The organism is Mesorhizobium sp. WSM4820 (genome assembly GCF_055811075.1).
The window spans coordinates 1-22375 of the sequence record NZ_JBVVQN010000014.1 but is presented as its reverse complement, the minus strand read 5'-3'; the positions used below and the strand labels follow the sequence as shown (position 1 = coordinate 22375).

Annotated in this window: 20 protein-coding genes; 12 read left to right on the top strand and 8 right to left on the bottom strand. The window is 64.4% G+C overall.

Translation table 11 applies throughout. The annotated features are described in order from the left end of the window. Positions 1 to 15: 15 nt before the first annotated feature. Positions 16 to 936, bottom strand: a complete 921-nt coding sequence (locus AC0L2R_RS21900; protein ID WP_473511499.1) for a sugar kinase — start codon at positions 934 to 936, stop codon at positions 16 to 18. A 209-nt stretch (positions 937 to 1145) separates the two neighbouring features. On the opposite strand from AC0L2R_RS21900, the gene AC0L2R_RS21895 reads away from it, so the two are divergent. Together AC0L2R_RS21895 and AC0L2R_RS21890 are read left to right on the top strand one after the other, a co-directional pair. Beyond that, positions 1146 to 1610 carry a FixH family protein gene (locus AC0L2R_RS21895; protein WP_473511498.1) on the top strand — a complete coding sequence of 155 codons (465 nt, stop codon included), beginning with the start codon at positions 1146 to 1148 and terminating at the stop codon, positions 1608 to 1610. Between the two features lie 13 nt (positions 1611 to 1623). Further along, a complete protein-coding gene (locus AC0L2R_RS21890) occupies positions 1624 to 2826 on the top strand; it encodes a cytochrome-c peroxidase (protein WP_473511497.1) in 1203 nt (400 codons plus the stop codon). Between the two features lie 232 nt (positions 2827 to 3058). Here the strand turns inward: AC0L2R_RS21890 and AC0L2R_RS21885 are convergent, their stop codons facing one another. After that, positions 3059 to 3511 (bottom strand): Lrp/AsnC family transcriptional regulator, encoded by a 453-nt coding sequence (locus AC0L2R_RS21885; RefSeq protein WP_023803583.1) that lies wholly within the window; start codon positions 3509 to 3511, stop codon positions 3059 to 3061. A 162-nt stretch (positions 3512 to 3673) separates the two neighbouring features. Between AC0L2R_RS21885 and putA the strand changes: the two genes are divergently transcribed. After that, positions 3674 to 7285 carry a bifunctional proline dehydrogenase/L-glutamate gamma-semialdehyde dehydrogenase PutA gene (gene putA / locus AC0L2R_RS21880; RefSeq protein WP_473511496.1) on the top strand — a complete coding sequence of 1204 codons (3612 nt, stop codon included), beginning with the start codon at positions 3674 to 3676 and terminating at the stop codon, positions 7283 to 7285. A gap of 278 nt (positions 7286 to 7563) precedes the next feature. Here putA and hmuQ read toward each other — a convergent pair whose 3' ends face one another. The 4 genes from hmuQ to AC0L2R_RS21860 form a co-directional block, all read right to left on the bottom strand. Beyond that, complete coding sequence (gene hmuQ, locus AC0L2R_RS21875) at positions 7564 to 7878, bottom strand: heme-degrading protein HmuQ (RefSeq protein ID WP_473511494.1); 315 nt, start codon at positions 7876 to 7878, stop codon at positions 7564 to 7566. A gap of 68 nt (positions 7879 to 7946) precedes the next feature. Further along, positions 7947 to 8933: an energy transducer TonB family protein gene (locus AC0L2R_RS21870; RefSeq protein WP_473511493.1), complete on the bottom strand. Its 987-nt coding sequence runs from the start codon at positions 8931 to 8933 to the stop codon at positions 7947 to 7949. A 93-nt stretch (positions 8934 to 9026) separates the two neighbouring features. After that, a complete protein-coding gene (locus AC0L2R_RS21865; protein WP_128166777.1) occupies positions 9027 to 9470 on the bottom strand; it encodes a hypothetical protein in 444 nt (147 codons plus the stop codon). 5 nt (positions 9471 to 9475) lie between these two features. Continuing rightward, complete coding sequence (locus AC0L2R_RS21860) at positions 9476 to 11710, bottom strand: TonB-dependent hemoglobin/transferrin/lactoferrin family receptor (protein WP_473511492.1); 2235 nt, start codon at positions 11708 to 11710, stop codon at positions 9476 to 9478. 205 nt (positions 11711 to 11915) lie between these two features. Here AC0L2R_RS21860 and hemP point away from each other — a divergent pair, with 205 nt between their 5' ends. The 5 genes from hemP to AC0L2R_RS21835 all read left to right on the top strand — a co-directional run bounded on the left by hemP (position 11916) and on the right by AC0L2R_RS21835 (position 16296). Further along, positions 11916 to 12137 (top strand): hemin uptake protein HemP, encoded by a 222-nt coding sequence (hemP, locus tag AC0L2R_RS21855; RefSeq protein WP_473511490.1) that lies wholly within the window; start codon positions 11916 to 11918, stop codon positions 12135 to 12137. Positions 12138 to 12148: 11 nt separating this feature from the next. After that, positions 12149 to 13228 carry a hemin-degrading factor gene (locus tag AC0L2R_RS21850; RefSeq protein WP_473511489.1) on the top strand — a complete coding sequence of 360 codons (1080 nt, stop codon included), beginning with the start codon at positions 12149 to 12151 and terminating at the stop codon, positions 13226 to 13228. 11 nt (positions 13229 to 13239) lie between these two features. Further along, positions 13240 to 14142: a heme/hemin ABC transporter substrate-binding protein gene (locus AC0L2R_RS21845; RefSeq protein WP_473511488.1), complete on the top strand. Its 903-nt coding sequence runs from the start codon at positions 13240 to 13242 to the stop codon at positions 14140 to 14142. Positions 14143 to 14153: 11 nt separating this feature from the next. Further along, positions 14154 to 15248, top strand: coding sequence for a FecCD family ABC transporter permease (locus AC0L2R_RS21840; RefSeq protein WP_473511487.1), 1095 nt, complete (start codon positions 14154 to 14156; stop codon positions 15246 to 15248). A gap of 259 nt (positions 15249 to 15507) precedes the next feature. Continuing rightward, on the top strand, positions 15508 to 16296 hold the full coding sequence (locus tag AC0L2R_RS21835; RefSeq protein ID WP_473511486.1) for a heme ABC transporter ATP-binding protein: 789 nt from the start codon (positions 15508 to 15510) through the stop codon (positions 16294 to 16296). A 219-nt stretch (positions 16297 to 16515) separates the two neighbouring features. Here the strand turns inward: AC0L2R_RS21835 and rirA are convergent, their stop codons facing one another. Continuing rightward, complete coding sequence (rirA, locus tag AC0L2R_RS21830) at positions 16516 to 16977, bottom strand: iron-responsive transcriptional regulator RirA (protein WP_091598109.1); 462 nt, start codon at positions 16975 to 16977, stop codon at positions 16516 to 16518. 198 nt (positions 16978 to 17175) lie between these two features. Here rirA and AC0L2R_RS21825 point away from each other — a divergent pair, with 198 nt between their 5' ends. The 3 genes from AC0L2R_RS21825 (at position 17176) to AC0L2R_RS21815 (ending at position 19719) form a co-directional block, all read left to right on the top strand. Further along, on the top strand, positions 17176 to 18471 hold the full coding sequence (locus AC0L2R_RS21825) for a DUF445 domain-containing protein (protein ID WP_473511484.1): 1296 nt from the start codon (positions 17176 to 17178) through the stop codon (positions 18469 to 18471). Between the two features lie 95 nt (positions 18472 to 18566). Beyond that, positions 18567 to 18995, top strand: coding sequence for a phasin family protein (locus AC0L2R_RS21820; RefSeq protein ID WP_473511483.1), 429 nt, complete (start codon positions 18567 to 18569; stop codon positions 18993 to 18995). 223 nt (positions 18996 to 19218) lie between these two features. After that, positions 19219 to 19719 (top strand): MaoC family dehydratase, encoded by a 501-nt coding sequence (locus AC0L2R_RS21815; protein ID WP_473511482.1) that lies wholly within the window; start codon positions 19219 to 19221, stop codon positions 19717 to 19719. Between the two features lie 21 nt (positions 19720 to 19740). On the opposite strand, the gene AC0L2R_RS21810 is transcribed toward AC0L2R_RS21815, so the two are convergent. Continuing rightward, positions 19741 to 21144: an aminotransferase-like domain-containing protein gene (locus AC0L2R_RS21810; RefSeq protein ID WP_473511481.1), complete on the bottom strand. Its 1404-nt coding sequence runs from the start codon at positions 21142 to 21144 to the stop codon at positions 19741 to 19743. 106 nt (positions 21145 to 21250) lie between these two features. On the opposite strand from AC0L2R_RS21810, the gene AC0L2R_RS21805 reads away from it, so the two are divergent. Continuing rightward, positions 21251 to 22114: a DMT family transporter gene (locus AC0L2R_RS21805; protein ID WP_473511480.1), complete on the top strand. Its 864-nt coding sequence runs from the start codon at positions 21251 to 21253 to the stop codon at positions 22112 to 22114. Positions 22115 to 22375 lie beyond the last annotated feature (261 nt).

The following is a 22375-nucleotide window of genomic DNA, read 5'->3' as shown; positions in this document are numbered from 1 at the left end:
CCAGTCCGATTGCGTTTAATCTTCGAACGCCGCCCTTAACGTCTCGAATGGCGCCAGCGCGCCGCGCACCTGGACGACGGCGGCGGCGACGCGATGCGCGCGCAGCACCGCCTCGGTCGGGACATGGCCGGCAAGCCGGGCGGCGAGATAGGCGCCATTGAAGGAGTCGCCGGCGCCAGTGGTGTCGACCGGGGCGGCGACATGCACGGCCGGAACGGGTTGCAGGGTCCCGCTTGCGGCGATCAGCGCCGGCTCCTCGCCGTTCTTGACGACGACTTCGCTGACCAGCTTTCGCAGCCGTTCCGCGGTTTTCTGCGGCGCTGCGTCGCCGAACAGCATCTGCTCGTCGGGAAAGGTCGGCAGCGCGATGTCGGTGACTGCCAGCGCATCGAGGATCGCGGTCTGTGCATCCTCGCGCCGGCGCCACAGCCGCGGCCGATAATTGGGATCGAAGGCGACAAGCGAGCCGGCGGCGCGCGCCTTGGCCACCGCCGCCAAAAGTGTCTTGCGCGCGGCGTCGTCCAGGATTGCCAAAGTGATTCCAGAAAAGTAAACAAGCGCCTGATTTTCAAGGCTTTTCGCCAAAGCGACCGCGTCGGAGGCAAGCTGCCTCGCGGCGGCGTCGCCGCGCCAGTAGGTGAAGGAGCGTTCGGCGCCGGTCAGCGTGATTGCATAAAGGCCGGGGCGGGCGCCTGGTATAATCGGGCTGGCGCCGATGCCGATGCCGTTTTGCGCGAAGAAATCGATCTGGTCGCGCGAGAACGGGTCGTCGCCGAAGGCCGACACATAGGTCGCCGGCCGGTCACCGCTCAGCGCATGCAGCGCCCACAGCATATTGAATGTGTCGCCGGCAAAGCCCATGCGCCAGTTCGGCCCGGCCTGGCCTGAAAGCTCGAGCATGCATTCACCGATCGAGGCGACGCCGTTTCCTGCCATGTATCTCTCTCCCGGTGCATGTCGCCCACAGCTTGCGCAGCGGTTTTGGGATAACGACATGCACAAAACCAAAGACCGGTGCTGTAGCTTTTTGCGGGCGCCAGCGCCATGCTTGGCGGCAGCGGATTTTTCCGCCGGCGGCGTTTTCTCAGCTGCGCGGCGGGACGCGATCCGCTCAGTGAGACGTTATTTCTGGAAGAGGAACCGGTTTGGCATCGTTATGGCGCTACGTTCTGGCAGGTCTTGGCCTGGCTGCCTTGCTGGCCGGCATTCTCACCGCCGTCTATGTGACCGCGCCGCAAGCGCCTCGGCTTGCCGGTTCCGAGATGGCCGGCTCCGAGATTGCCCGTTCGAAAGAGACGGCGAACGGCCTGTTCGTAGCCAGTTTCGAGCCGGAGCGGGGCGTTGTCCGTCAAGGCGAGCTGCAATCCTGGCTGCTGACCCTGAAGACAAATGCGGGCACCCCGGTGGAGGGCGCTGCGATCTCGATATCCGGCGGCATGCCGCAGCACAGGCACGGTCTGCCGACCAGCCCGCATGCGACCGATTATCTGGGCGACGGCCGCTATCGCATCGGCGGGGTGAAATTCACAATGAGCGGATTGTGGCAACTGCATTTCGCCATTTCCGCGGCGGCCGGATCCGACACGGTGGTCTTCAATGTGCTGCTCTGAGCGCTGGAGCAAGATGAACCGCTTTTCGCGATTTTTCGCGCTGCTGGCGATGGCAGTGCTTGCCGGCTGCGGCAAGCCTGAGTTTTCCGATGCCGAAAAGAAGACCATCGCCTCGCTGGCGCTGTCAGCCCTGCCGCCGCTGAAAACCGACACCACCAACCGCTTCGCCGACGTGCCGGCCGCCGCCGCGCTCGGCGCGACGCTGTTTTTCGATGCCGGGATGAGCGGCGACGGCAAGGTTTCCTGCTCGACCTGCCACAAGATCGACCGGCAGTTCCAGGACGATCTGCCGCGAGCGGTCGGTGTCGGCCGCACCAACCGGCGCACCATGCCGCTGGCCGGCGTTGCGCATGACGCATGGTTCTTCTGGGACGGGCGGCGCGACAGTCTCTGGGCGCAGGCGCTGGCGCCGCTGGAAAATCCGCTGGAGCAGGCCGGCAACCGCGCCGCCTACGCGCATTACATCAAGGCGCGATTCGGCGAGCGCTACGAGCACATCTTCGGGCCGCTGCCCGACCTTTCAAATGTGCCGGCCAATGCCAGTCCGCTCGGCAGCGATGCCGAGAAGGCTGCCTGGAATGCCATGTCCGGTGCGCAAGCCGAGGACGTCAACCGCGTCTTCGCCAATATCGGCAAGGCGATCGCCGCCTTCGAGCGATCCATCGCGCCACCGCAGACGCGCTTCGACCGGTTCGCTGCCGCTTTGGATACCGGTATACAGGCACTGCCAGGCGACGATGCCTTGTCGCCCGAAGAAATCCTCGGGCTAAAGCTGTTCATCGGCAAGGCCAATTGCGTGACCTGCCATAACGGGCCGCGTTTTACGGACGGCGGTTTTCACAACACCGGCGTGCCGTCGGTGGCGAACCTGCCGCCGGATCGCGGCCGCATAGATGCGGCACGCCAAGTCGAGGCCGATCCGTTCAACTGTTTCGGCGTGTTTCGCGATGGCGGCGCCAGCGCCTGCGGCGAGCTGCGCTTCATGGTCAAGGCCGGGCCGGAACTCGTGCGCGCCTACAAGACGCCGTCGCTGCGCGGCGCCGCCACCCGTGCGCCCTACATGCATGCCGGGCAGTTTTCCTCGCTCGAGGAGGTTGTGGCGCATTATTCGAAGGCGCCTGCCAGCGTCGAGGGTGTATCCGAGATCCACCCGCTGCAGCTTTCGGACCGCGAGCGCGCGGCGCTGGTGGCGTTCTTGAAGACGCTGGCGGAGTGAAGGGACTCAGCTGCTCGGTAGCGATCCTTCGCGCCCCCCTCTGTCCTGCCGGACATCTCCCCCACGAGTGGGGAGATTGGCTGTCCCCTCGGCTTTCGCCAATTTTCAACATTGAAGAAAAAGGGCACTGTCGCCGAAGCCGCCGATCTCCCCCCAAGTGGGGGAGATGTCCGGCAGGACAGAGGGGGGCGCTGTCCCGCCGGCATCGAAGGTTCTTACCGCACCGCAGCGCCTACCGGTCCTTGACCGTCTCCATCGCCACGAAGGTCGAGGTCTGGGCGACGTGGGGCAGGGCGGAGATGCGCTCGCCGAGCACGCGGCGGTAGGCGGCGATGTCGGTGGTGCGGACTTTCAGCAGATAATCGAAGCTCGACGCCATCATGTGGCATTGCTCGATCTCCGGCACCGCCTGCACTGCGCGGTTGAAGGCGTCGAGCGCGGCCGAGCGGGTGTCCGACAGTTTCACCTGGACGAAGGCGACATGGCCTTCGCCCATCCGCTCACGGTCGACGATCGCCTGGTAGCCTCGGATGATGCCGTCCTTTTCCAGCCGCTTGACCCGCGCCTGCACCGGCGTCTTCGACAGGCCGACCTTTGCCGCGAGTTCCGACATCGAAAGCCGGCCGTCGCTGCCCAGCGCCGACAGGATGTTCCTGTCGATGCGGTCCAATTGGTCTTCTGTCATCAAATATCTGGTCAAATTGGAGGAAATTGGGCCGAATGATAGATCAATCGATCTCTCCTGTCGATTTCTTTGGACCGATCGGAACTACGCTTTGTGCTAGCTTGCGTCATTCGGTCCGGTGACCGCCGGACCGCTCACTGATGCTCGCTCCACAGGACCGTCATGCCAGCGCTCGAAGCCATCCGCCAGCAGATCCGTGCCAATTACTTGCCTGACGAAGACGAGGCCGTGAAGCGGCTGGCCGAGGCGACAGGGCTTTCGACGAAAGAGCGCAAGGCAATCTCGGCCCGCGCCGCCGATCTGGTGCGGGCGGTGCGCGGCTCGTCCGATCCGCGGCTGATGGAAGTTTTTCTGTCCGCTTACGGCCTGTCCACCAAGGAGGGCGTCGCGCTGATGTGCCTGGCCGAAGCGCTGCTGCGGGTGCCGGACACCGAGACGATGGACGACCTCATCGCCGACAAGATCGCGCCGCATGACTGGTCGGCGCATTCTGGCGGCTCGAGCTCGATCTTCGTCAATGCGTCGACCTGGGCGCTGATGCTGACCGGCCGGGTGCTCGACGAAGGCGAGGACGGCATCGAAGGCACGCTGCGCGCCATGGTGCGCCGTCTGGGCGAGCCGGTCATCCGCAGGGCGGTCGCCGCCGCCATGCGCGAAATGGGTGAGCAGTTCGTGCTCGGCCGCACCATTGCCGAGGCCGTCAAGCGCGGCCGGCCGATGACCCAGAAAGGCTATCTCTATTCCTTCGACATGCTGGGCGAAGCGGCCCGCACCGAGGCCGACGCACTGCGCTATCTCAAGGCCTATGCCGACGCCATCTCGTCGCTCGATGCCGGCGCCAACGGCCCCGACATCCGCCAGAATCACGGCATCTCGGTCAAGCTGTCGGCGCTGCATCCGCGCTACGAGGCGACGCAGAAGGAAAAGATGCTGCCTGTGATGGCCGAGCGGCTTTTGTCGCTGGCGCTGGCGGCGCGCCATTCGCGCATGGGCCTCAACATCGACGCCGAGGAGGCCGACCGCCTCGACCTGTCGCTCGAAATCATCGAGCGGGTGCTGGCCGAGCCGGAGCTTGCCGGCTGGAACGGCTTTGGCGTCGTCGTCCAGGCCTACGGTCCGCGCGCCGCCTTCGTCATCGACTGGCTCTATGCGCTGGCGAAGAAGCACGACCGCACCATCATGGTGCGGCTGGTTAAGGGCGCTTATTGGGACACCGAGATCAAGCGGGCGCAGGCGCTCGGGCTCGACGGCTATCCGGTCTTCACCCGCAAGGCCAACACCGATGTGTCCTATCTGGCCTGCGCGAAAAAGCTGCTGTCGATGACCGACCGCATCTATCCGCAATTCGCCACCCACAACGCCCACACCGTCGCCGCCGTCCTGTCGATGGCCGGCGATCGCGACTCCTTCGAGTTCCAGCGCCTGCACGGCATGGGCGAGGCACTGCACGAGACGGTGCGGCGGACCGAGGGCACGCGCTGCCGCATCTATGCCCCGGTCGGCGCGCATTCCGACTTGCTTGCCTATCTGGTCCGCCGGCTGCTCGAAAACGGCGCCAACTCCTCCTTCGTCCACCAACTCACCGACGAGGAGGTCGAGCCGGAGGATATTGCCCGCGACCCGCTCGAAACCGTCGAGAAACAGGGGCCGGTCGCCAATCCGGCGATTCCAAGCCCGTCGGCGATCTTCGGTGCGGCCCGCCGCAATTCGAAGGGGTTCGACATCACCGATCCGGTGACGCTGGCCGCGATCGACAAGTCCAGGGCTGAATTCGCCGGGCCGGACCGCTGGCACGCCAGGCCGATCACCCGTGCCGCCGGCTACGGCAATCAGCGTCCGGTGGTCAATCCGGCAAAGCCCGAGGAAGTGGTCGGCACGGTCAGCGAGGCTACCGCCAAACAGGTTGCGACCGCCATGCGCATCGCGGTGGAGGCGCAACCGGCCTGGGCGAAGCGCGCCGTCGCCGAGCGCGCCGCCATCCTCAACCGCGCGGCCGACCTCTATGAGGCCAACGCCATCGAATTCTTCGCGCTCGCCACACGCGAGGCCGGCAAATCCTTGGCCGACGGCGTTGCTGAGGTGCGCGAGGCGGTCGATTTCCTGCGCTATTACGCGACCGAGGCGGCCAATGCCGAAACGGGAACCGAGGCGCGCGGCGTGATCGCGTGCATCTCGCCATGGAATTTTCCGCTCGCCATCTTCACCGGCCAGATTGCGGCAGCACTCGTCACCGGCAATTCGGTCATCGCCAAGCCGGCCGAGCAAACGCCGCTGATTGCCTTCCGCGCCGTCGAATTGCTGCGCGAAGCCGGTGTGCCGGAAGACGTCATCCAGCTTCTGCCCGGCGACGGTCCCTCGGTCGGCGGCCCGCTGACCGCCGACCCGCGCATTGCCGGCGTCTGCTTCACCGGCTCGACCGAGGTCGCCAAGCTGATCGAAAAGCAGCTGGCCCAGACCGCCGCGCCCGACGCCATGCTGATCGCCGAGACCGGCGGGTTGAATGCGATGATCGTCGATTCCACCGCGCTGCCCGAGCAGGCGGTGCGCGACATCCTGGCCTCGGCCTTCCAGAGCGCCGGCCAGCGCTGCTCGGCGCTGCGCGTCCTCTACGTGCAGAAGGACGTCGAGAAGAAGATGCTGGAGATGCTGAAGGGCGCGATGGAAGCGCTCAGCCTCGGCGATCCCTGGCGGATATCGACCGATGTCGGCCCGGTCATCGACGACGAGGCACAAAAATCGATCCGCGACTATTGCTCTGAGATGGGCCTGCAGGGCCGGCTGATCGCCAAGCTCGAAGCGCCGAAGGATGGCCGCTTCGTGGCGCCGCATGTGTTTCGGGTCAAGGGCATCGAGGACATCGAGCGCGAGGTGTTCGGGCCGGTGCTGCATGTCGCCAGCTTCGACGCCGACGATATCGACGGGGTCATCGCCGCGATCAACCGCAAGGGTTATGGCCTGACCTTCGGCCTGCACACCCGCATCGAAGGCCGCGCCCAGCATTTCGTCGACGGCATCCATGCCGGCAACATCTATGTCAACCGCAACCAGATCGGCGCCGTGGTCGGCTCGCAGCCGTTCGGCGGCGAAGGACTTTCCGGCACCGGGCCGAAGGCCGGCGGGCCGCACTATCTCAGGCGGTTCCGCAAGGGGCCGCAGGCGGGCACGCCTGTTCTTGACGGCCGCAAGGTGACGGCGACCGAACTCGCCGACAATCTGCCGGACCCGACGCTTGGCGGCTGGTCGACGCGGGCGGACCGCGTTGCCGTGCTGAGGAAGCATTTGCGCGGCAAGGGTGCCGCGGCCATCGGTGCTGCCGCAAGCATCGATTTCGGCCAGGTCGATTTGCCCGGGCCGACCGGCGAGGCCAACACGCTGTCGCTGTCGCCGCGCGGCCGCGTGCTCTGCCTCGGACCGGACGCCGACACGCTGCTTGCCCAGACCATCCAGGCGCTCGCCGCCGGCAATGCGGTGCTCGCCGTCGCGCCGGGTGCGCCGGCAGCACTGTCATCACTGACCGGCAAGGGCCTGCCGCTGGCGGCCATTGACGGCCGGCCCGACCCGGTCGAGGCACGCGCGCTGCGTGTCGACGTCGTTGCCTTTTCCGGCACGCCCGAGGCCGCTCGCATCGTGCGCAAGGTGATCGCCGATCGCGCCGGCCCGATCGTGCCGCTGGTCAGCGAAGTGCTCAACCCGGCCGCCTATGCGCATGAGCGCGCCGTCTGCGTCGACACCACGGCAGCCGGCGGCAATGCCAGCCTGCTGGCCGCGGCGTAAGGGAAGGCCGGGTGCGCTCATCTCGGGCAGGGCAATCACTTCAGGTTTGCGCTGCCGGCGAAGCTGCCGATCTCCCCCCTTGCGGGGGAGATGTCCGGTAGGACAGAGGGGGGTGTGAAGGATCGCCAACTTTCGACTTTAGCCACTCCCAACCGGAAATTCGCCTGAGGGCGTGGCTGTGACAGTTTGATAGGTCGGCGGGACAGCACCCCCCTCTGCCCTGCCGGGCATCTCCCCCGCAAGGGGGGAGATCGGCAGCTTCGCCGGCGGCGACCTGCTTACGCGCCCTCGACGACCGAAAAGCCCTCGAACTGCGGATGGCCGAGATAGTACACCTTGGTGGAGCCGGCGTTGCGGTGCGCGGCGCGGAAATTTTCGGATTTGGTCCAGGCAACGAAATCCTCATGGCTCGCCCACACCGTGTGCGAAGCGAACAGCGTGTAGCCTTCGGCCTCGTTGACCGGACCGCGCAGCAGATGAAATTCCTTGAAACCTTTCATTTCGGACAGGCTGGAATCACGGTTCTTCCAGATGTCCTCGAAAGCGGCTTCCGAGCCATTCTGGACCTTGAAGCGATTCATGGCGAGGTACATTGGCCGTCCTTTCGTGACTGCAGTTTATGATGTGTGTTGGAATGCCTGAAGCGATGAGGCGCCGGCTGTTAAAATGGACCGATCCGCGCTTTAAACACCCAACTTGACTTGCCGGTTTCGCTTGGAATGGGAGGGAACGGCGCCTGCTTGCGCACCAGTGTCAAAGCGAATTGATCAAGCTCCGCAGAACCTGAGCTCTCGGCTAGCTGTATGTCGCTGATGCTGCCGTCGGCCATGACAACGAAAACGACCCTGGCATTGTTGCGAGCGCTCGCCTGTATCGCTTTCGAAACATGACGGTTGGCGCGGGCAAGCTTCTTCTGGACTTCACCGCTGTAGCCGGATTCGATCGCATTGCCTGCCGCTGCCTGCTCCTTGCCCTTGCTGGACGTCACCGCTTCGCGTTCTTCGCCATCCGCGGCGCCGCGGGGATCGTTCGTTTCGCCGGCCCTGCCAGGACCTGGTGTCACGCTCGGCCTTGGCGTCGGGATCGGCGGCTGTCCGATATCGGCAGGAGGCGCCTCGATGCTTTGCGCCGGAGCAGCCGGCTCTGCCGGCGTTTCGATCTTCGGAGCCACGCTCTGCTCGTCCAGCCGTGGGGTTTCGGCCATCAGCACGTCTGGCGTGGCAGTGGGTTGCTCGACAATCTGCGGCAAGGGCGCGGGCGGCTGCGTGGCCATTTCCCTGATCGGCCGGTCACCGGTGGGCCGGTCGGCAGGCGGCTCTGGCTTGATCTGGGGCTTGACCTCAGGCTTGGCTGGCCGCGGGTCGGGCACCAGGGTGACGTTCAACGCACCCTGACTATCCAAGGCGCTGCCGACCACGTTGGCGCCGGTTTGATCGGCGCCTTCCACCTCGATTGCGTCCCCGGCATCAAACGTGCCGGCAGGTGCGACGAGAAAAGCGGCCGCCACCGCCGCATGAAACAGGCAGGAGGCGACGATCGCCGCCGTCCATTTGCGGCTCATGGCTGACGGTCGGGCCGGCGCAAGCGATCCGGTCGGCACAATCGCCAGTTCGCCATCGGCGTCGGGGAGGGGACTGATGTTCTGCATGGCTCGCGGCGAGACCTGCCGCAACCGGCGCGGACTTGTCAAATCAACATCATTTGCCCTGGCGGCAACAGGCGGCCAGCGCGGTCTGCCTTCTCAGACCCCGAAGGCGATGCCGGTCTTGGTCTCGGTCTTCAGTCCACGCATGCAAGCGTCCGGCTGGATGCCGGTGCCGGCGCATTCGGTCGAGCTGTTGATCAGCACGCGGCTGACCTTGGCGCAGTCGGCGCCGGCAAGATCAAAACGCGTTACCTTGGTCTTGCCCGCCGGCAGGTCCTTGAAGTCGAGCACCGTCAGCCGGTCGACGACGCCGGCCTCGTTGAACAGCGCGATCTCGAACGCTGCTTTCGAGAGATCGGCGCCGAGCGTGTTGTTGACCACGAAGGTCAGACGGCAGCCTTTTTCGGAGGCCTGCGCGCCATTGAGTTCAAGCGTGAGAGCAGGGGCCGGCGCAGACTGTTGCGCCCACGCCGGACCCATCGCAAGCGGCATGGCCAGCACCGAGGTCAGCAGGCGAAGCGATGCCGTCAAGCTTGTCATTGTCGTCAGCCTCCAAATCGCATTGTCGCCGCCAGCTTCAGCGTGACGCCGGGCTCGTAAACTACAACAGTGGCTGGTGCATTCAACGGGTTGGTGTATTTGACGTCGAACAAATTGTCAGCGCGAAAATCGACCTTGAGATTGTCGGTCGCCTGGTAGCTGGCGAAGACGTTGACCAGCGTGTAGTCCCTGGCCACCGGATTGCCCTTCGGCCTGCCATTATACTGCACCTCGCCGCCGACGGTCAGCTTGTCCTCCAGAAAGCGGAAGCCGAGTTGCCCGGTGACCTGCGATGAGGGGACGGTGACAAGGTCTGCCCGCTCGCCGTCGTAGGAAATCGTGTGACCATCGATGATCGACGCGGAAAGCCCGACGAAACCCCAGCCGGCGTCATAGACGCCTTCCATTTCAAAGCCGCGGATCCTGGCTTCTGCAAAGTTCTGGTATTGGACGCAGATCGGGATGCCGGGGCCGAACGGGCAGCCGCTGGTCGGGTCGAATGCCGATAGCGTTACATCTGCTATGTAGTCTTCGACGTCGTTGTTGAAGTAGGCGGCCTTGAAACGAAACGCGTCGCCGGCCTCAACGATGTCGTCGCGCTTGTAGTTGACACCGAATTCGACGGTCTTGCCGGTTTCAGGCTTCAGATCGGGATTGGGGAGGAAGGGAAAGCTGACGCCTGCCGGATGGTTGCCGCTGATGAGGGTTTCCGACAGCGACGGAGAGCGATATCCCTCGGCATAGGTGCCGTAGAATTGCAGTCCCGCAAGGCCGGCGGTTTCGAACGGCGAGACGCCGACGGTGATGCGCGGCGACAGCCGGTCGCCTGAGGTTTCGCCGACATCGCTTTCGAGCTTGTAGTTGTCGTAACGCAGCCCGGCGATGATTTCGAGCCAGTCCCAGGTGAGCCTGTCCTGGATGTAGGCGCCGGAAACATTTCGCTTGCCCGAAGGGGTATAGAAACTGGCGCCGCCTGCGTCGCCACCCGTCTCGACGTCGTCGCCAACCCAGTCACCGCCATAGGTCAGTTCGTGCGCAATGCCGGCGGTCTCGAACCGCGAGGTGTTCCAGATGTCGATGCCCGAAGTTCCGACATCGAAAGTCGACATCGAGCCCGCCGGCAGGACGATGGGAAGACCGGTGACCGGATCAAAGCGGTTTTGCGCAACCAGGCTCGTCATCTCCATGTTGGTCTTGTTGTAGGAGGCGTTGACGTGGAGATCGAGCCAGCTCTTGTCCTCATCGGTGATGTTGTAGCGCGCCGTGAAGGTATTCGCCTCGAGGTCGACGTCATTCACCGGCGTGCCGCCGCTGACCTCGTTCCAGCCGTCGCTCGTGCCATTCCAGCCCAGCTTCAGTTCGCTGTTTTCGTTGGGGCGGATGGTTGTCTTCAGCAAGCCGCTCAAAACGTCGAAGCCGGTGCCGTCGACCGTATCGCCGCCGCCATCCTTGTAGTCGTCGTAGTCGCGATAGACGATGTTGCCGAGGACATCCCAATTTTCGTTGAAACGGTAGGCGCCGGCAGCGCTGGTCGTCCAGCCTTCGCCATTGCTCTCATAGCGCCCGGTCGCGGACGCCGCCCATGTCTCGCCGTCGCGAAGATAGTCGTCCGCGTCCTTGGTCTCGAACAGGACGACGCCGCCAATGGCGCCCGAGCCGTAGGTGTTGGCGACCGGGCCGCGAATGACGTCGACGGATTTGATGAGTTCCGGGTCGATATAGAAGGTCGATTGCGGGCCGTGGTCGGAGCGCTGGAAATTCTGCCGCGCACCGTCGACGATCACCGCGACGCGGCCGAAATCCTGCAAGCCACGGATGTTGATGCTGGAGGAGACGCGCCTCGCGTCGGCCTGGACCGCTACACCCGGCACACCCAACAGCATGTCGTTGGGCGTCGTCGCCATGCGGCGTTGCAATTGCTCCTGATCGACATGGCTGACCGAAGCCAGGGAATCGATCGCCGTCTCGCCGGTGCGGCTGACGACCAGGATCTGGTCGAGCAGCGTTGCGCCTGCCGCGGCCGGCTGTTCAGGCGCCTGCGCCTGTTCGGCCTGCTGCCGATCTGTTGCAGTTTGGCCGGCCTGTTGAGCATTGGCCGACTGAGCATGGGCCGACGGGGTGAGCAGCGCGATCGCCGCAGCGCTCGCCAGCAATGCTGCCATGCCCTTTGCCATTGATCGATGTCCCGGATCTGGGCTGCTATTCGCCAGACCCAGCCGTCCCCAAGTCCCCAACCCCATGCCCCAACTCCAAAAATCCTGGTTCGATGCTGGCTGGCTTGACGCCGCCGGCATTTTTCGTCGTGTCCGGCTCTTAAATCTTGACTCATCTACTCCGGTATTGCACTGACTAGTAAACATGAGTATTCAAGTCAAGAAATGAATCGGCATTTCACGCACCGCCGCCAGCCGAACCAGGCCCGGCCCAGGAAAGGGATCGAACCAGATGAACACGCACAATCCCAAGGACTTTCGGCCCAGTGACTTTCGCGATCGCGTTCGCCGTTCCGACGACAATTCGGCTCGTTTCGATCGGGTCCCGTTGACGGTGAGGACCCTGTCCAGCAACGCGCTGTTCCAGGGCGAGCACGAGATCAGCATCGAGCATCACGGAGCGCTCTACCGGCTAAAAATCACCCGCCAGGGCAAGCTCATCCTCAACAAGTAGGTAATAAAAATATGGACCAGCGCGTAAGGCCCGCGCCGCACGAGATCCGGCGGGCACGGGCTGACAATCCGAAGACGCGCGAGCGCGATCTCGCCGCCCAGCTTGGCATTTCGGAGGCCGAGTTGTTCGCCGCGCATTGCGGCGACGGCGTCCTCCGCGTCGAGCCGCGCGTCAACGATCTTTTGACCGGCCTCGAGGCCGTCGGCGAGGTCATGGCGCTCACGCGCAATGAAAGCGCCGTGCACGAGAAGATCGGCGTCTACGACAAGGTCGTGACCGGCAACCACAATGCCATGGTGCTCGGCGAGAACATCGACCTGCGCATCTTTCCGAAAGCCTGGGCGCACGGCTTTGCCGTCGAAAAGCGCGTCGGCGGCGATATCAGGCGCAGCCTGCAGTTCTTCGATGCGGCAGGCGAGGCGGTGCACAAGGTGCATCTGCGGCCGGCGTCGAACCTCTATGCCTATCAGAAGCTGGTGGCCGAGCTGGAATCGCCGAACCAGGAGTCGAGCGTCGCGATTTCAGAGGAAGGGTCGGTCTCAGAAGCCGGGCCTGAAAGCGAGGCCGAGGCTTCCGCCGCTTCCGCTGACGTCGACGATCTGCGCGACCGCTGGAGCCGTCTGACCGACGTGCATCAGTTCTTCGGCATGCTGAAGACGCTGAAGCTCGACCGCCGCCAGGCGCTGCGCATGGTTGGCCAGGATTACGCCTGGCTGCTCGACCACGATGCCGTCAGCGCCATGTTCCATCATGCCGCCGAGGGCGAGATGCCGATCATGTGCTTTGTCGGCAATCGCGGCTGCATCCAGATCCATTCGGGCCCCATCAAGTCGATCAAGCCGATGGGGCCGTGGATCAACGTGCTGGACGAGACCTTCCACCTGCATCTGCGGACCGACCACATCCAAGAGGTCTGGGGCGTGCGCAAGCCGACCAAGGATGGCCATGTCACGTCTCTCGAAGCCTATGGCGCCGACGGCAAGATGATCATCCAGTTCTTCGGCAAGCGCCACGAAGGCGAAAGCGAGCGCGAGGACTGGCGGTTTCTGGCAGAGAACCTGCCGCGCATTCCAAGCCCGACCGCAGCCTGAGGACAACGACAATGGCTGCTTTGCTTGAACGGGCGCGTGTTTTTGGAATGGCGCTTGGGGCCACGATGTGCCTTGCCGTGGCCTTCGCGCTGCCGGCCCGCGCTGCCGAAGGCACGGAGGTCTTTGCGGACCCGTCGAAGATAGCGGCGATTGGCGGTTCGATCACCGAGATCGCCTTTGCGCTCGGCGAGCAGGACCGGCTGGTCGCTCGCGATTCGACCAGCCGATATCCCGAGGCGGCGCTCAAGCTGCCTGACGTCGGTTACATGCGCCAGCTGTCGCCGGAAGGCGTGCTGTCGGTCAATCCGTCGGGCATCCTGGCGCTGCACGGCAGCGGGCCGAAGGAAACCGTCGACGTGCTGAAGAAGACGAGCATCCCGTTCATCGAGGTGCCCGAGCGCTACGACCACGAAGGCATTCTCGAAAAGATCCGCATCGTTGGCAAGGCGCTTGGCGCCGACGCCAAGGCCGCTGCGCTGGCAGCCGAGATCGGTGTCAAGCTGAAGGCCGCCGAAAAGCAGACCGCCTCGATCAAGGACCGCAAACGCGTCCTGTTCGTGCTGTCGATGCGGGGCGGCAAGATCCTCGCTTCCGGCGGCGACACCGCGGCCGACGGCATCATCAGACTTTCGGGCGGCGTCAATGCGATCGACGGCTTCTCCGGCTACAAGCAACTGTCCGACGAGGCTGTCATCACCGCCAGGCCCGACGTGATCCTGATGATGAACAATGCCGGCCCCGGCGTATCGGACGACGAATTGTTCGCGAACCCGTCCATCCGGTCGACACCGGCGGGCGCGGCGCGCAAGGTGGTCCGCATGGATGGCGGTTATCTGCTCGGCTTCGGGCCGCGCACCGCCGACGTCATCCACGACCTTGCCGCCTCGCTCTACGGCGGGCAGGCCGCGGACTGAGCGGGCGCCCGATGGTGGATCAATCGATCGCGGGCACTATGGCTACAGCATCCGACGGCGACCGCTCGGGGCGCGCGCGCATCGTCATCCTGGCTTTGTGCCTCGGACTTGCCGTTGCCGTCCTGTTTTCGCTGACCTCAGGCGCATCGGATGCCTCGGCCGTGAGCGTCGTCGGCGACTGGCTGTTGGGTGCAGCACCCGGCAATGAGGCGCTGAGCGCGCGCGACCGCCTGATCGTCTACGACATCCGCCTGCCGCGCGTCACGCTCGGTGTGCTGATCGGCGCAGCACTGGCCGTCTCCGGCGCGGTGATGCAGGGGCTGTTCCGCAACCCGCTGGCAGACCCCGGTCTCATCGGCGTTTCGGCCGGAGCGAGCCTCGGCGCGGTGTCCGTCATCGTGCTTGGCGCCACAGTGCTGGCGCCGATGACTTTGATGCTGGGCACACTCGCTCTGCCGCTGGCGGCGTTCTGCGGCGGGCTGGCGACGACATTGGTGCTTTATCAGGTGGCCACCCGGCGCGGCCAAACCTCGGTCGCCACCATGCTGCTCGCCGGCATCGCGCTGGCGGCCCTTGCCATGGCACTGACCGGTATCCTGATCTTCATGGCCGACGACCGGCAGTTGCGCGACCTGACTTTCTGGCAGCTCGGCTCGATCGCCGGCGCGACCTGGCAAAAAATCGGCTCCGTTGGGCCTGTGATCGTGCTGGCGTTGGCGGCGATGCCGTTCCTGGCGCGCGGCCTCAACGCGCTGGCGCTGGGCGAAGCCACCGCCGGCCATCTCGGCATTCCAGTTCAGCGGCTGAAATACACGGCCATCATCGGCGTCTCGGCGGCGGTCGGGGCGTCTGTCGCCGTCAGCGGCGGCATCGGGTTTGTCGGCATCGTCGTGCCGCATCTGCTGCGCCTGGCCATCGGCCCGGACAATCGTTATCTGCTGCCGGCCTCGGCCCTGCTTGGCGCTTGCCTGCTGCTGCTGGCCGACGCCGTCGCCCGCACCATCGTGGCGCCGGCCGAGCTGCCGATCGGCATCGTCACCGCGATCGCCGGCGCCCCGTTCTTCCTCTGGATCCTGCTGCGTAAGCGTGGCGTCATCGACCTATGACAGACCATTTGGAAACTCTACTCTGGCGGCCATCCGATGGCGTTTTCTGCGCTTCCGGTACTCACGTACCCGCGCATGACCCCGGGAACCGATTTCGGTGTCCCGGAAAGGATCATGCGCAAATGCAAAGTGTTAGAGCGTCCTTTGCGCGTCCAATTGGACGCGCGGCGCTCTAATGTACGCTGCGTTCCGGTTCTCGAAACCACCACCATATGACTCGCCAGAGCGAATTTCGAAACGGTCTGTGAGAGGGGTTTGCATGATCGAAGCGCGGGATGTCTCGGTAGCGATCGGCGGCAAGGGCATCGTCGCCAATGTCGATTTCGACATGCGGCCCGGTGAGATCGCGGCCATCGTCGGTCCCAACGGTTCGGGCAAGACGACCTTCCTGAGGGCGCTGTCCCGCGATCTTGCCTATTCGGGAGAGGTCACCATCAACGGTCGCGACCTGTCGGTGATGAAGCCGGTCGAGGCCGCCATGCTGCGCGCCGTGCTGCCGCAGGCGACGACGCTGTCGTTTCCGTTCACGGTGCGCGAGATCGTCAAGCTTGGCCTGCTCGGCGGGCGCTCGGGCGCGCCGCCCGGCGAGGACGCGCGCCTGCCCGAACGGGCGCTGGCGCGCGTCGATCTCGACGGCTTTGCCGGCCGTTTCTACCAGGAGCTTTCGGGCGGCGAGCAGCAGCGCGTGCAGTTGGCCCGTGTGCTTTGCCAGGTCTGGGCGCCGGTCCTCGACGGCAAACCGCGCTACCTCTTCCTCGACGAGCCGGTTTCCAGCCTCGACATCAAGCACCAATTGATCATCATGAACATCGCCCGCGATTTCACTAGGCGGGGCGGCGGCGTTGTCGCGATCCTGCATGACCTCAATTTGACGGCGATGTATGCCGACCGGATCTTCGTCATGCACCGCGGCAGGCTTGCCGCCACCGGCTCACCGCAGGACGTGCTGAGCGACGATCTGATCGAAAAAGTGTTCGATTGCCGGCTGAGGGTCGGCGTGCTGCCGGCTGGAGACATGCCGTTCGTCCTGCCGCAGTCAGCGGCGTAAGTTCCAGCTGGCAAGATCGGCGCCGCCCCTTCTTCCTTCTCCCCTTGTGGGAGAAGGAAGATTGGCGCGCAGCGCCAAGACGGTTGAGGGGTGTTGGACGGGACGCTGTTGGTGCCAAGCTGGAACACCCCTCATCCGACCTCGCTTCGCGAGGCCACCTTCTCCCACAAGGGGAGAAGGGAGAGTTGCAAGCGCTGTTCGGCTATGGCTCGACCCGGATCAGGCGGCCGGCGCCCTTTGCACCAGCATGTCGATGCCGAGCAGGTGGCGCACGTTCGGGCGCGCTGCCACCATGTCGGCGATCGTATAGCGCTCGAGCACGGCGAAGAAGGCGTTCAGCGCCTCGCGCAGCGACGAATTCAGTGCGCAACTGTCGACCAGCGGACATTCGGCGGCGTCGTTCTCGAAGCATTCGGCCATGGCGAAGCTCTCTTCGGTCACGCGCACGACGTCGAATAGGGTGATCGATTCGGCCGGCCGGCCGAGCCTGACGCCGCCGTTCCTGCCGCGCACCGTCTCGACCAGACCATGCTCGACCAAAGGCTGCAGGATCTTGAAGAGAAAGAGCTCGGACACCGAGTAGGCGGCAGCGATCTCCGGGATACGGCTCAGCCGGTCGGTATTCGCGGCGCAATACATCAGGATGCGCATGGCGTAGTTGGTCTGGCGTGTCAGCCGCATTGTGTCCTCACGAAGCAGTAGCTCAACCCTAATATGGCCTATACCTTGGAATAATTCCAGACAAGCATCGCATGATAGTTGAATATTTCTGTCAGCTTTGTGTGGGCGGTCGTGCGGACCATGACCCTGATATGGCGCGCATTCGGGTGGGCGGATCACTAAGTTAACTCCGCGACATCGACCAGGAGCAGTTCATCCATGTCACAATCAGCACCGACTTTGGCATCCGCCCGGTTCGATGCCGACGCGGAGGCCAAGCTTTCGGCGCTTCGGCGCACAAAGTTCGTCGCCACCGCAACGCTCGCGCTCTGCGTCCTCATCTTTGCGGTGGCCAAGTCGTTCGAGGGCCACTATCCGTGGCTGGGTTTCGTCGCTGCTTTCGCCGAGGCGGCGACGATTGGCGGGCTGGCCGACTGGTATGCGGTGGTGGCGCTGTTCAGGCGACCGCTCGGCCTGCCGATCCCGCACACCGCAATCATCCCGGAGAACCAGAACCGCATCGCCGACAATCTCGGCCGCTTCATCGAGGTCAATTTCCTGGCGCCCGAGCCGGTGCGCGAAAAGCTTGCCGAGGTCGATTTTTCCGCACTCGTCGCTGACTGGCTGGCCGACCCCAACCGCGCCGCCGATCTGTCGCATTTCGTCGGCAGGCTGGTGCCGCAGACACTGGCGGCGATCGAGCAATCCGGCCTGCGCGGCTTCGTCACCAGCCGCATGCTGGAGCAGATCGAAAAGGTGCCGCTGGCACCGCTCGCCGCCGAGTTGCTGTCGGCGCTGACCGACGACCGCCGCCACCAACGACTGTTCGACGAATTCACCAAGGTCGTCGGCCGCTTCCTGAGCGACGAGCAGGCGCTGGCGACGATGCGCGAGAAGATCCGCGAGGAACTGCCGTCGCTGTTCAACCTGTTTCGCGCCGACGCCTATCTGCTGAAGAAGATCGTCGCCTCGGCTGGATCGCTGCTCGACGAGGTGCGGGCCGATCCCGATCACCCGATGCGCGCCGAATTCGACCGTTTTGTCCTGAGCTTCGTCGAGCGGCTGAGGACATCCAAGCAATACGCCAAGCGCGCCGAGAAACTGAAGCGCGATTTCCTCGCCCGGCCGGAGCTGAAGGCGCTGGCCGGCGACATGTGGGAAAGCCTGAGTGTGTTCATCGAGCAGGACGCCAAGGCGCCGAGTTCGATGATCCGCGCCCATCTCGCCAGCATGTTCGTCGAGGTCGGCCGCCATCTTGCCGGCGACGCCCAGATCAGGGCCGACATGAACCAGGGGTTTATCGTTGCGCTGTCGTCGTTCGTCGAAAGCCAGAAGAGCGGCGTCTCGAAATTCATCGCCGATCAGGTCAAGCGCTGGGACCTTGCGCAACTGACCAGGCTGATCGAAATGAACATCGGCAGGGACCTGCAATATATCCGCTTCAACGGCATGGTCATCGGCGGCCTGGCCGGCGTCGTGCTCCACACTTTGGAACGGCTGTTCCTCGTCGGCTGAGGCGCGATGTGTGCGCGGCCGAATGGACCGCGAAGCTCCGCTGTTCTATTGTTTCTCTTCAGCTGCCGAATTCGCAGCAACAGAGGAAAACCACCATGGCAAAGCGACCGGAATCCGACACCTTCATCGACATGTTCGGCAGGTTCGGCCGCGACCTGAAGCTGCCGAACGTCGATGTCGAGGCGATCCTCAGCCATCATCGCAAGAACCTCGAGGCACTCGAAAAGTCGGCCAGGGCAAGTGCTGCCGGAGCGTCGTCGATGCTCTCCAGGCAACGCGAGATGCTGCAAGACACGCTGCACGAGATCGCCGACATGGCGCAGGACTACAGGGCGCCGGGCGATCCTCGGGAGCTGATGGCCAAGCAAACGGCGTTCGCCAGGAAATCCTTCGAAACCGCATTGAAGAATGCCGGCGAGGTGGCCGAGCTGGCCAGGAAATCCGGCACCGAATCGGTCGAGATCCTGCGCGAGCGCATCAAGGAGGCGATGGAGGAAATCCGCAGCGGCTACGACAAGGAGTAGGCTGTTTCCCAAGCCGCTGGACTTTTCTGTCGTCATCCCGGCTGGCGAAAGCCTTGGTGTTGGTCCCGCCGAGGCGCACAAAGTTCCTCTTGCTCGATAATTCAGCTCTACACCGCCACTGGCGCGATCCGGCCGAGGATATCGCGGCGGAACACACTGAGCGAATTGACAGAGGCGGCCGGTTCGTGGTCCGGAGGCAAGGCAAGCGATCGGGAAAGCAGGAATGACGCAAATACGGCTGAGGCCGCCGCCGACCTACGAACAGCTCAGGACGATGACAGGGCAGGAGCTTGGCGTGTCGGACTGGACGACGGTCGACCAGAGCCGCATCGACCAGTTCGCCGAATGCACCGGCGACCGCCAATGGATCCATGTCGATCCAGAGCGGGCGAAGCGGCAGAGCCCGTTCCGCGCCACCATCGCGCATGGCTATTTGACGCTGTCGATCATCGGCGCGCTGGCGCTCGACATGGGCATCGTGCCGGAAAACACGCAAGCCGTCTTCAATTATGGTTTTGACAAGGTGCGGTTCCTGGCGCCGGTCAGGGCCGGCGCGCGCATCAGGCTGCGGATCACGCTGTTGTCCATGGAGGACAAGGGCCCCGGCCAGTATCTGATGAAGGCCGCCAACATCATCGAGATCGAAGGTGAGAAGAAGCCTGCGCTGACCGCCGAAACGCTGGTCATGCTCTATGAGCGGCGGCGCAGGCGGGCAGGGCCGTGAGGGGCGAAGCGCCGCGAAAAATCAACGCGACATCGCCTCTTCGAGCGTCCTGAAAATTCTCTCGTCCGCCGACTGCGCGACGTTGAAGCGCAGGAAACGGCTGGCGGTTTGGGACAGGCTGAACGCATTGCCGGGCGCCAGAACGACATTGGCCGGCAAGGCGCGGCGGGCTATATCAGCTGCATCGACGCCTTCCGGCAGTCTGCACCACAAGAACATGCCGGTCGGCTGGTCGATCCACGGCACGATGCCGATCGCCTTCAGGCGGGTGCTTGTCTCAGCCATGGCGCGGGAAAGCCGCGTGCGCAGCAGATCGACGTGCTTGCGATAGCTGCCGTCCTTCAGCAGCGTCAGCACCAGTTGGCAGGCAAGCCTGCCGCTGCCGAATGACGTGGCGATCTTGAGATCGGTCAGTCCTTCCATCCAGTCGCGCGGAGCCGCGATGAAGCCGCAGCGCACCGACGCCGAAAGCGTCTTGGAGAAGCTTCCGATATGGACGACGCGACCAAGACCGTCGAACGCCGCCAGCCTGGGTGCCGGGGTGTGTTCGAAGTCGGCAAAGATATCGTCTTCGATGATCGTCAGATCCGATTGGTCGGCGAGCTTGAGCAATCGGTGGGCGACGACCGGCGACAGAATTGCACCCGTTGGATTGTGAAGCGCGGAATTGGTGATGTAGAGGCGCGGCCGGTGCTCGAGCAGCGCCTGCGCGAACAGCTCGATATCCGGTCCCGACGGCGTATAGGCAACGCCGACCACCTTGGCCCGATGAGCGCGCAACAGGGCATGGAAGTTGAAATAGCAGGGGTCGTCCACCAGCACCGTGTCGCCCGGTTCGAGCAGGAACCGGCACAGGAGGTCGATGGCCTGAGTGCCCGATTCCGTCAGCATGATCTGGTCGGGAGACGCCTCGATGCCGTGCTCTGCCATGCGCCGGGCGAGCAGATGCCGCAGCGGCGGCAGCCCGAGCGGAGTGCCGTAATCGGTCAGCGTGACATCATCGCCGCGTGCCATTGTCCGCAGCGCCCGGCGCAATCCGGCCTCCGGCATCCACGCGGCCGGCAGCCAGCCGCAACCGGGTTTGAGCACGCCGTCGCCGGCTTCCAGCGACTGGCGCGAAACCCAGAGCGGATCGACGGCACGGTCAAGCGTGGGGCCGATCTCGGCCAGCGACAAGGGAGCCAACGGTCCGGCGGCATAAAAGCCCGAACCTGGACGCGAGCGGATGACGCCTTCTGCGGCAAGACGCTCATAGGCTTCGACCACTGTGGATTTCGAAACCTGCATGGTTTTCGCGAAAGCCCGGATCGAAGGCAATCGTGTTCCGGGTGTCAGGCTGCGCGCGGCGATCCTGTGCCTGATCGTCGCCATCACGCTTTCGACAAGCGTCCCGCTGCCCACATTTGCCGTCGTCTGCTCGTCCATCCGTACTGCTCAATTTGCCATGACAGTTTCATCAAACTGTACCTCATTGTCTCTGGCGGCGCCATAGGTCCGGCCCGATAGAGGGCGAGAACATCAGGGGCATGCGATGGACAAGACGGCGGGCGGTTGGATCAACGGATTCGTAGGAGTACTGATTTTCAGCGGATCGCTTCCGGCAACGCGGGTTGCGGTGATGGATTTCGATCCGGCCTTCCTGACCGTCGCCCGCGCTGCCACGGCAGGCATCCTCGGCCTGGCGCTTCTGCTCGTCTTTCGCCAGAAGCGTCCGGAACGGCAGGATCTGTTGTCGCTGACCATCGTCGCGCTCGGCGTCGTGGTCGGCTTTCCGCTGCTGACCGCGCTGGCGCTCAAGCACGTCACCTCGGCCCATTCCATCATCTTCATCGGCCTGTTGCCGCTGGCGACCGCGATCTTCGGCGTCATTCGCGGCGGCGATCGCCCCAAACCGGCCTTCTGGCTGTTTTCATGCCTTGGCAGCGCCCTGGTTGCCGGATTTGCGGTGACCCAAAGTGTCTCGGTGTCGCCGCTTGGCGACATGCTGATGCTGGCGGCAATCATCGTATGCGGACTGGGCTATGCGGAAGGCGCCACGCTGTCGCGCAAGCTTGGCGGCTGGCAGGTGATCTCATGGGCGCTGGTGTTGTCGCTGCCGGTCATGCTGGCGCTGACGCTCGTCACCATGCCACCGTCGCTCGAAAACGTAGGCAAGGCCGCCTGGATCGGCCTGGCCTATGTCTCGCTGTTCAGCATGCTGATCGGTTTCGTGTTCTGGTATCGCGGGCTGGCGCAAGGCGGCATCGCCGCGGTCGGGCAGTTGCAGCTTCTGCAGCCTTTCTTCGGCCTCGGGCTGGCGGCAATGCTGCTGCACGAGCAAGTCAGCCCCGCCATGATCGCGGTCACCGCCGCCGTCGTGCTCTGCGTGGTCGGTGCGAAGAAATATGCGCGGTAGGCGGCGGCCTTTCTTCCTTCTCCCCTTGTGGGAGAAGGTGGATTGGCGCGCAGCGCCAAGACGGAAGAGGGGTGCTGGCCGGAGTGCTGTTGGTGCCAAGCTGGAGCACCCCTCATCCGGCCGCGGAGCCTGTCCTCGGGCTTGCCGGAGGCAAGACCCGTGGGCGGCCCCCTTCTCCCACAAGGAGGCCTTTGCACAGAATCGGATTGATGATTCCGGGGGTAAGGAAGAGAGGGAGATGATTCGGATGGTCGATCGTGT

Excerpts from the sequence above, each read along its gene's own strand:
- AC0L2R_RS21860 (WP_473511492.1), bottom strand. The coding sequence starts at position 11,710 with ATGGGGTTGGGGACTTGGGGACGGCTGGGTCTGGCGAATAGCAGCCCA.
- putA (WP_473511496.1), top strand. The coding sequence starts at position 3,674 with ATGCCAGCGCTCGAAGCCATCCGCCAGCAGATCCGTGCCAATTACTTG.
- AC0L2R_RS21835 (WP_473511486.1), top strand. The coding sequence starts at position 15,508 with ATGATCGAAGCGCGGGATGTCTCGGTAGCGATCGGCGGCAAGGGCATC.
- AC0L2R_RS21820 (WP_473511483.1), top strand. The coding sequence starts at position 18,567 with ATGGCAAAGCGACCGGAATCCGACACCTTCATCGACATGTTCGGCAGG.
- AC0L2R_RS21845 (WP_473511488.1), top strand. The coding sequence starts at position 13,240 with ATGGCTGCTTTGCTTGAACGGGCGCGTGTTTTTGGAATGGCGCTTGGG.
- AC0L2R_RS21815 (WP_473511482.1), top strand. The coding sequence starts at position 19,219 with ATGACGCAAATACGGCTGAGGCCGCCGCCGACCTACGAACAGCTCAGG.
- hemP (WP_473511490.1), top strand. The coding sequence starts at position 11,916 with ATGAACACGCACAATCCCAAGGACTTTCGGCCCAGTGACTTTCGCGAT.
- AC0L2R_RS21805 (WP_473511480.1), top strand. The coding sequence starts at position 21,251 with ATGGACAAGACGGCGGGCGGTTGGATCAACGGATTCGTAGGAGTACTG.
- AC0L2R_RS21900 (WP_473511499.1), bottom strand. The coding sequence starts at position 936 with ATGGCAGGAAACGGCGTCGCCTCGATCGGTGAATGCATGCTCGAGCTT.
- AC0L2R_RS21890 (WP_473511497.1), top strand. The coding sequence starts at position 1,624 with ATGAACCGCTTTTCGCGATTTTTCGCGCTGCTGGCGATGGCAGTGCTT.
- AC0L2R_RS21870 (WP_473511493.1), bottom strand. The coding sequence starts at position 8,933 with ATGCAGAACATCAGTCCCCTCCCCGACGCCGATGGCGAACTGGCGATT.
- AC0L2R_RS21850 (WP_473511489.1), top strand. The coding sequence starts at position 12,149 with ATGGACCAGCGCGTAAGGCCCGCGCCGCACGAGATCCGGCGGGCACGG.
- rirA (WP_091598109.1), bottom strand. The coding sequence starts at position 16,977 with ATGCGGCTGACACGCCAGACCAACTACGCCATGCGCATCCTGATGTAT.
- AC0L2R_RS21825 (WP_473511484.1), top strand. The coding sequence starts at position 17,176 with ATGTCACAATCAGCACCGACTTTGGCATCCGCCCGGTTCGATGCCGAC.
- AC0L2R_RS21810 (WP_473511481.1), bottom strand. The coding sequence starts at position 21,144 with ATGGACGAGCAGACGACGGCAAATGTGGGCAGCGGGACGCTTGTCGAA.
- AC0L2R_RS21865 (WP_128166777.1), bottom strand. The coding sequence starts at position 9,470 with ATGACAAGCTTGACGGCATCGCTTCGCCTGCTGACCTCGGTGCTGGCC.
- hmuQ (WP_473511494.1), bottom strand. The coding sequence starts at position 7,878 with ATGTACCTCGCCATGAATCGCTTCAAGGTCCAGAATGGCTCGGAAGCC.
- AC0L2R_RS21840 (WP_473511487.1), top strand. The coding sequence starts at position 14,154 with ATGGTGGATCAATCGATCGCGGGCACTATGGCTACAGCATCCGACGGC.
- AC0L2R_RS21885 (WP_023803583.1), bottom strand. The coding sequence starts at position 3,511 with ATGACAGAAGACCAATTGGACCGCATCGACAGGAACATCCTGTCGGCG.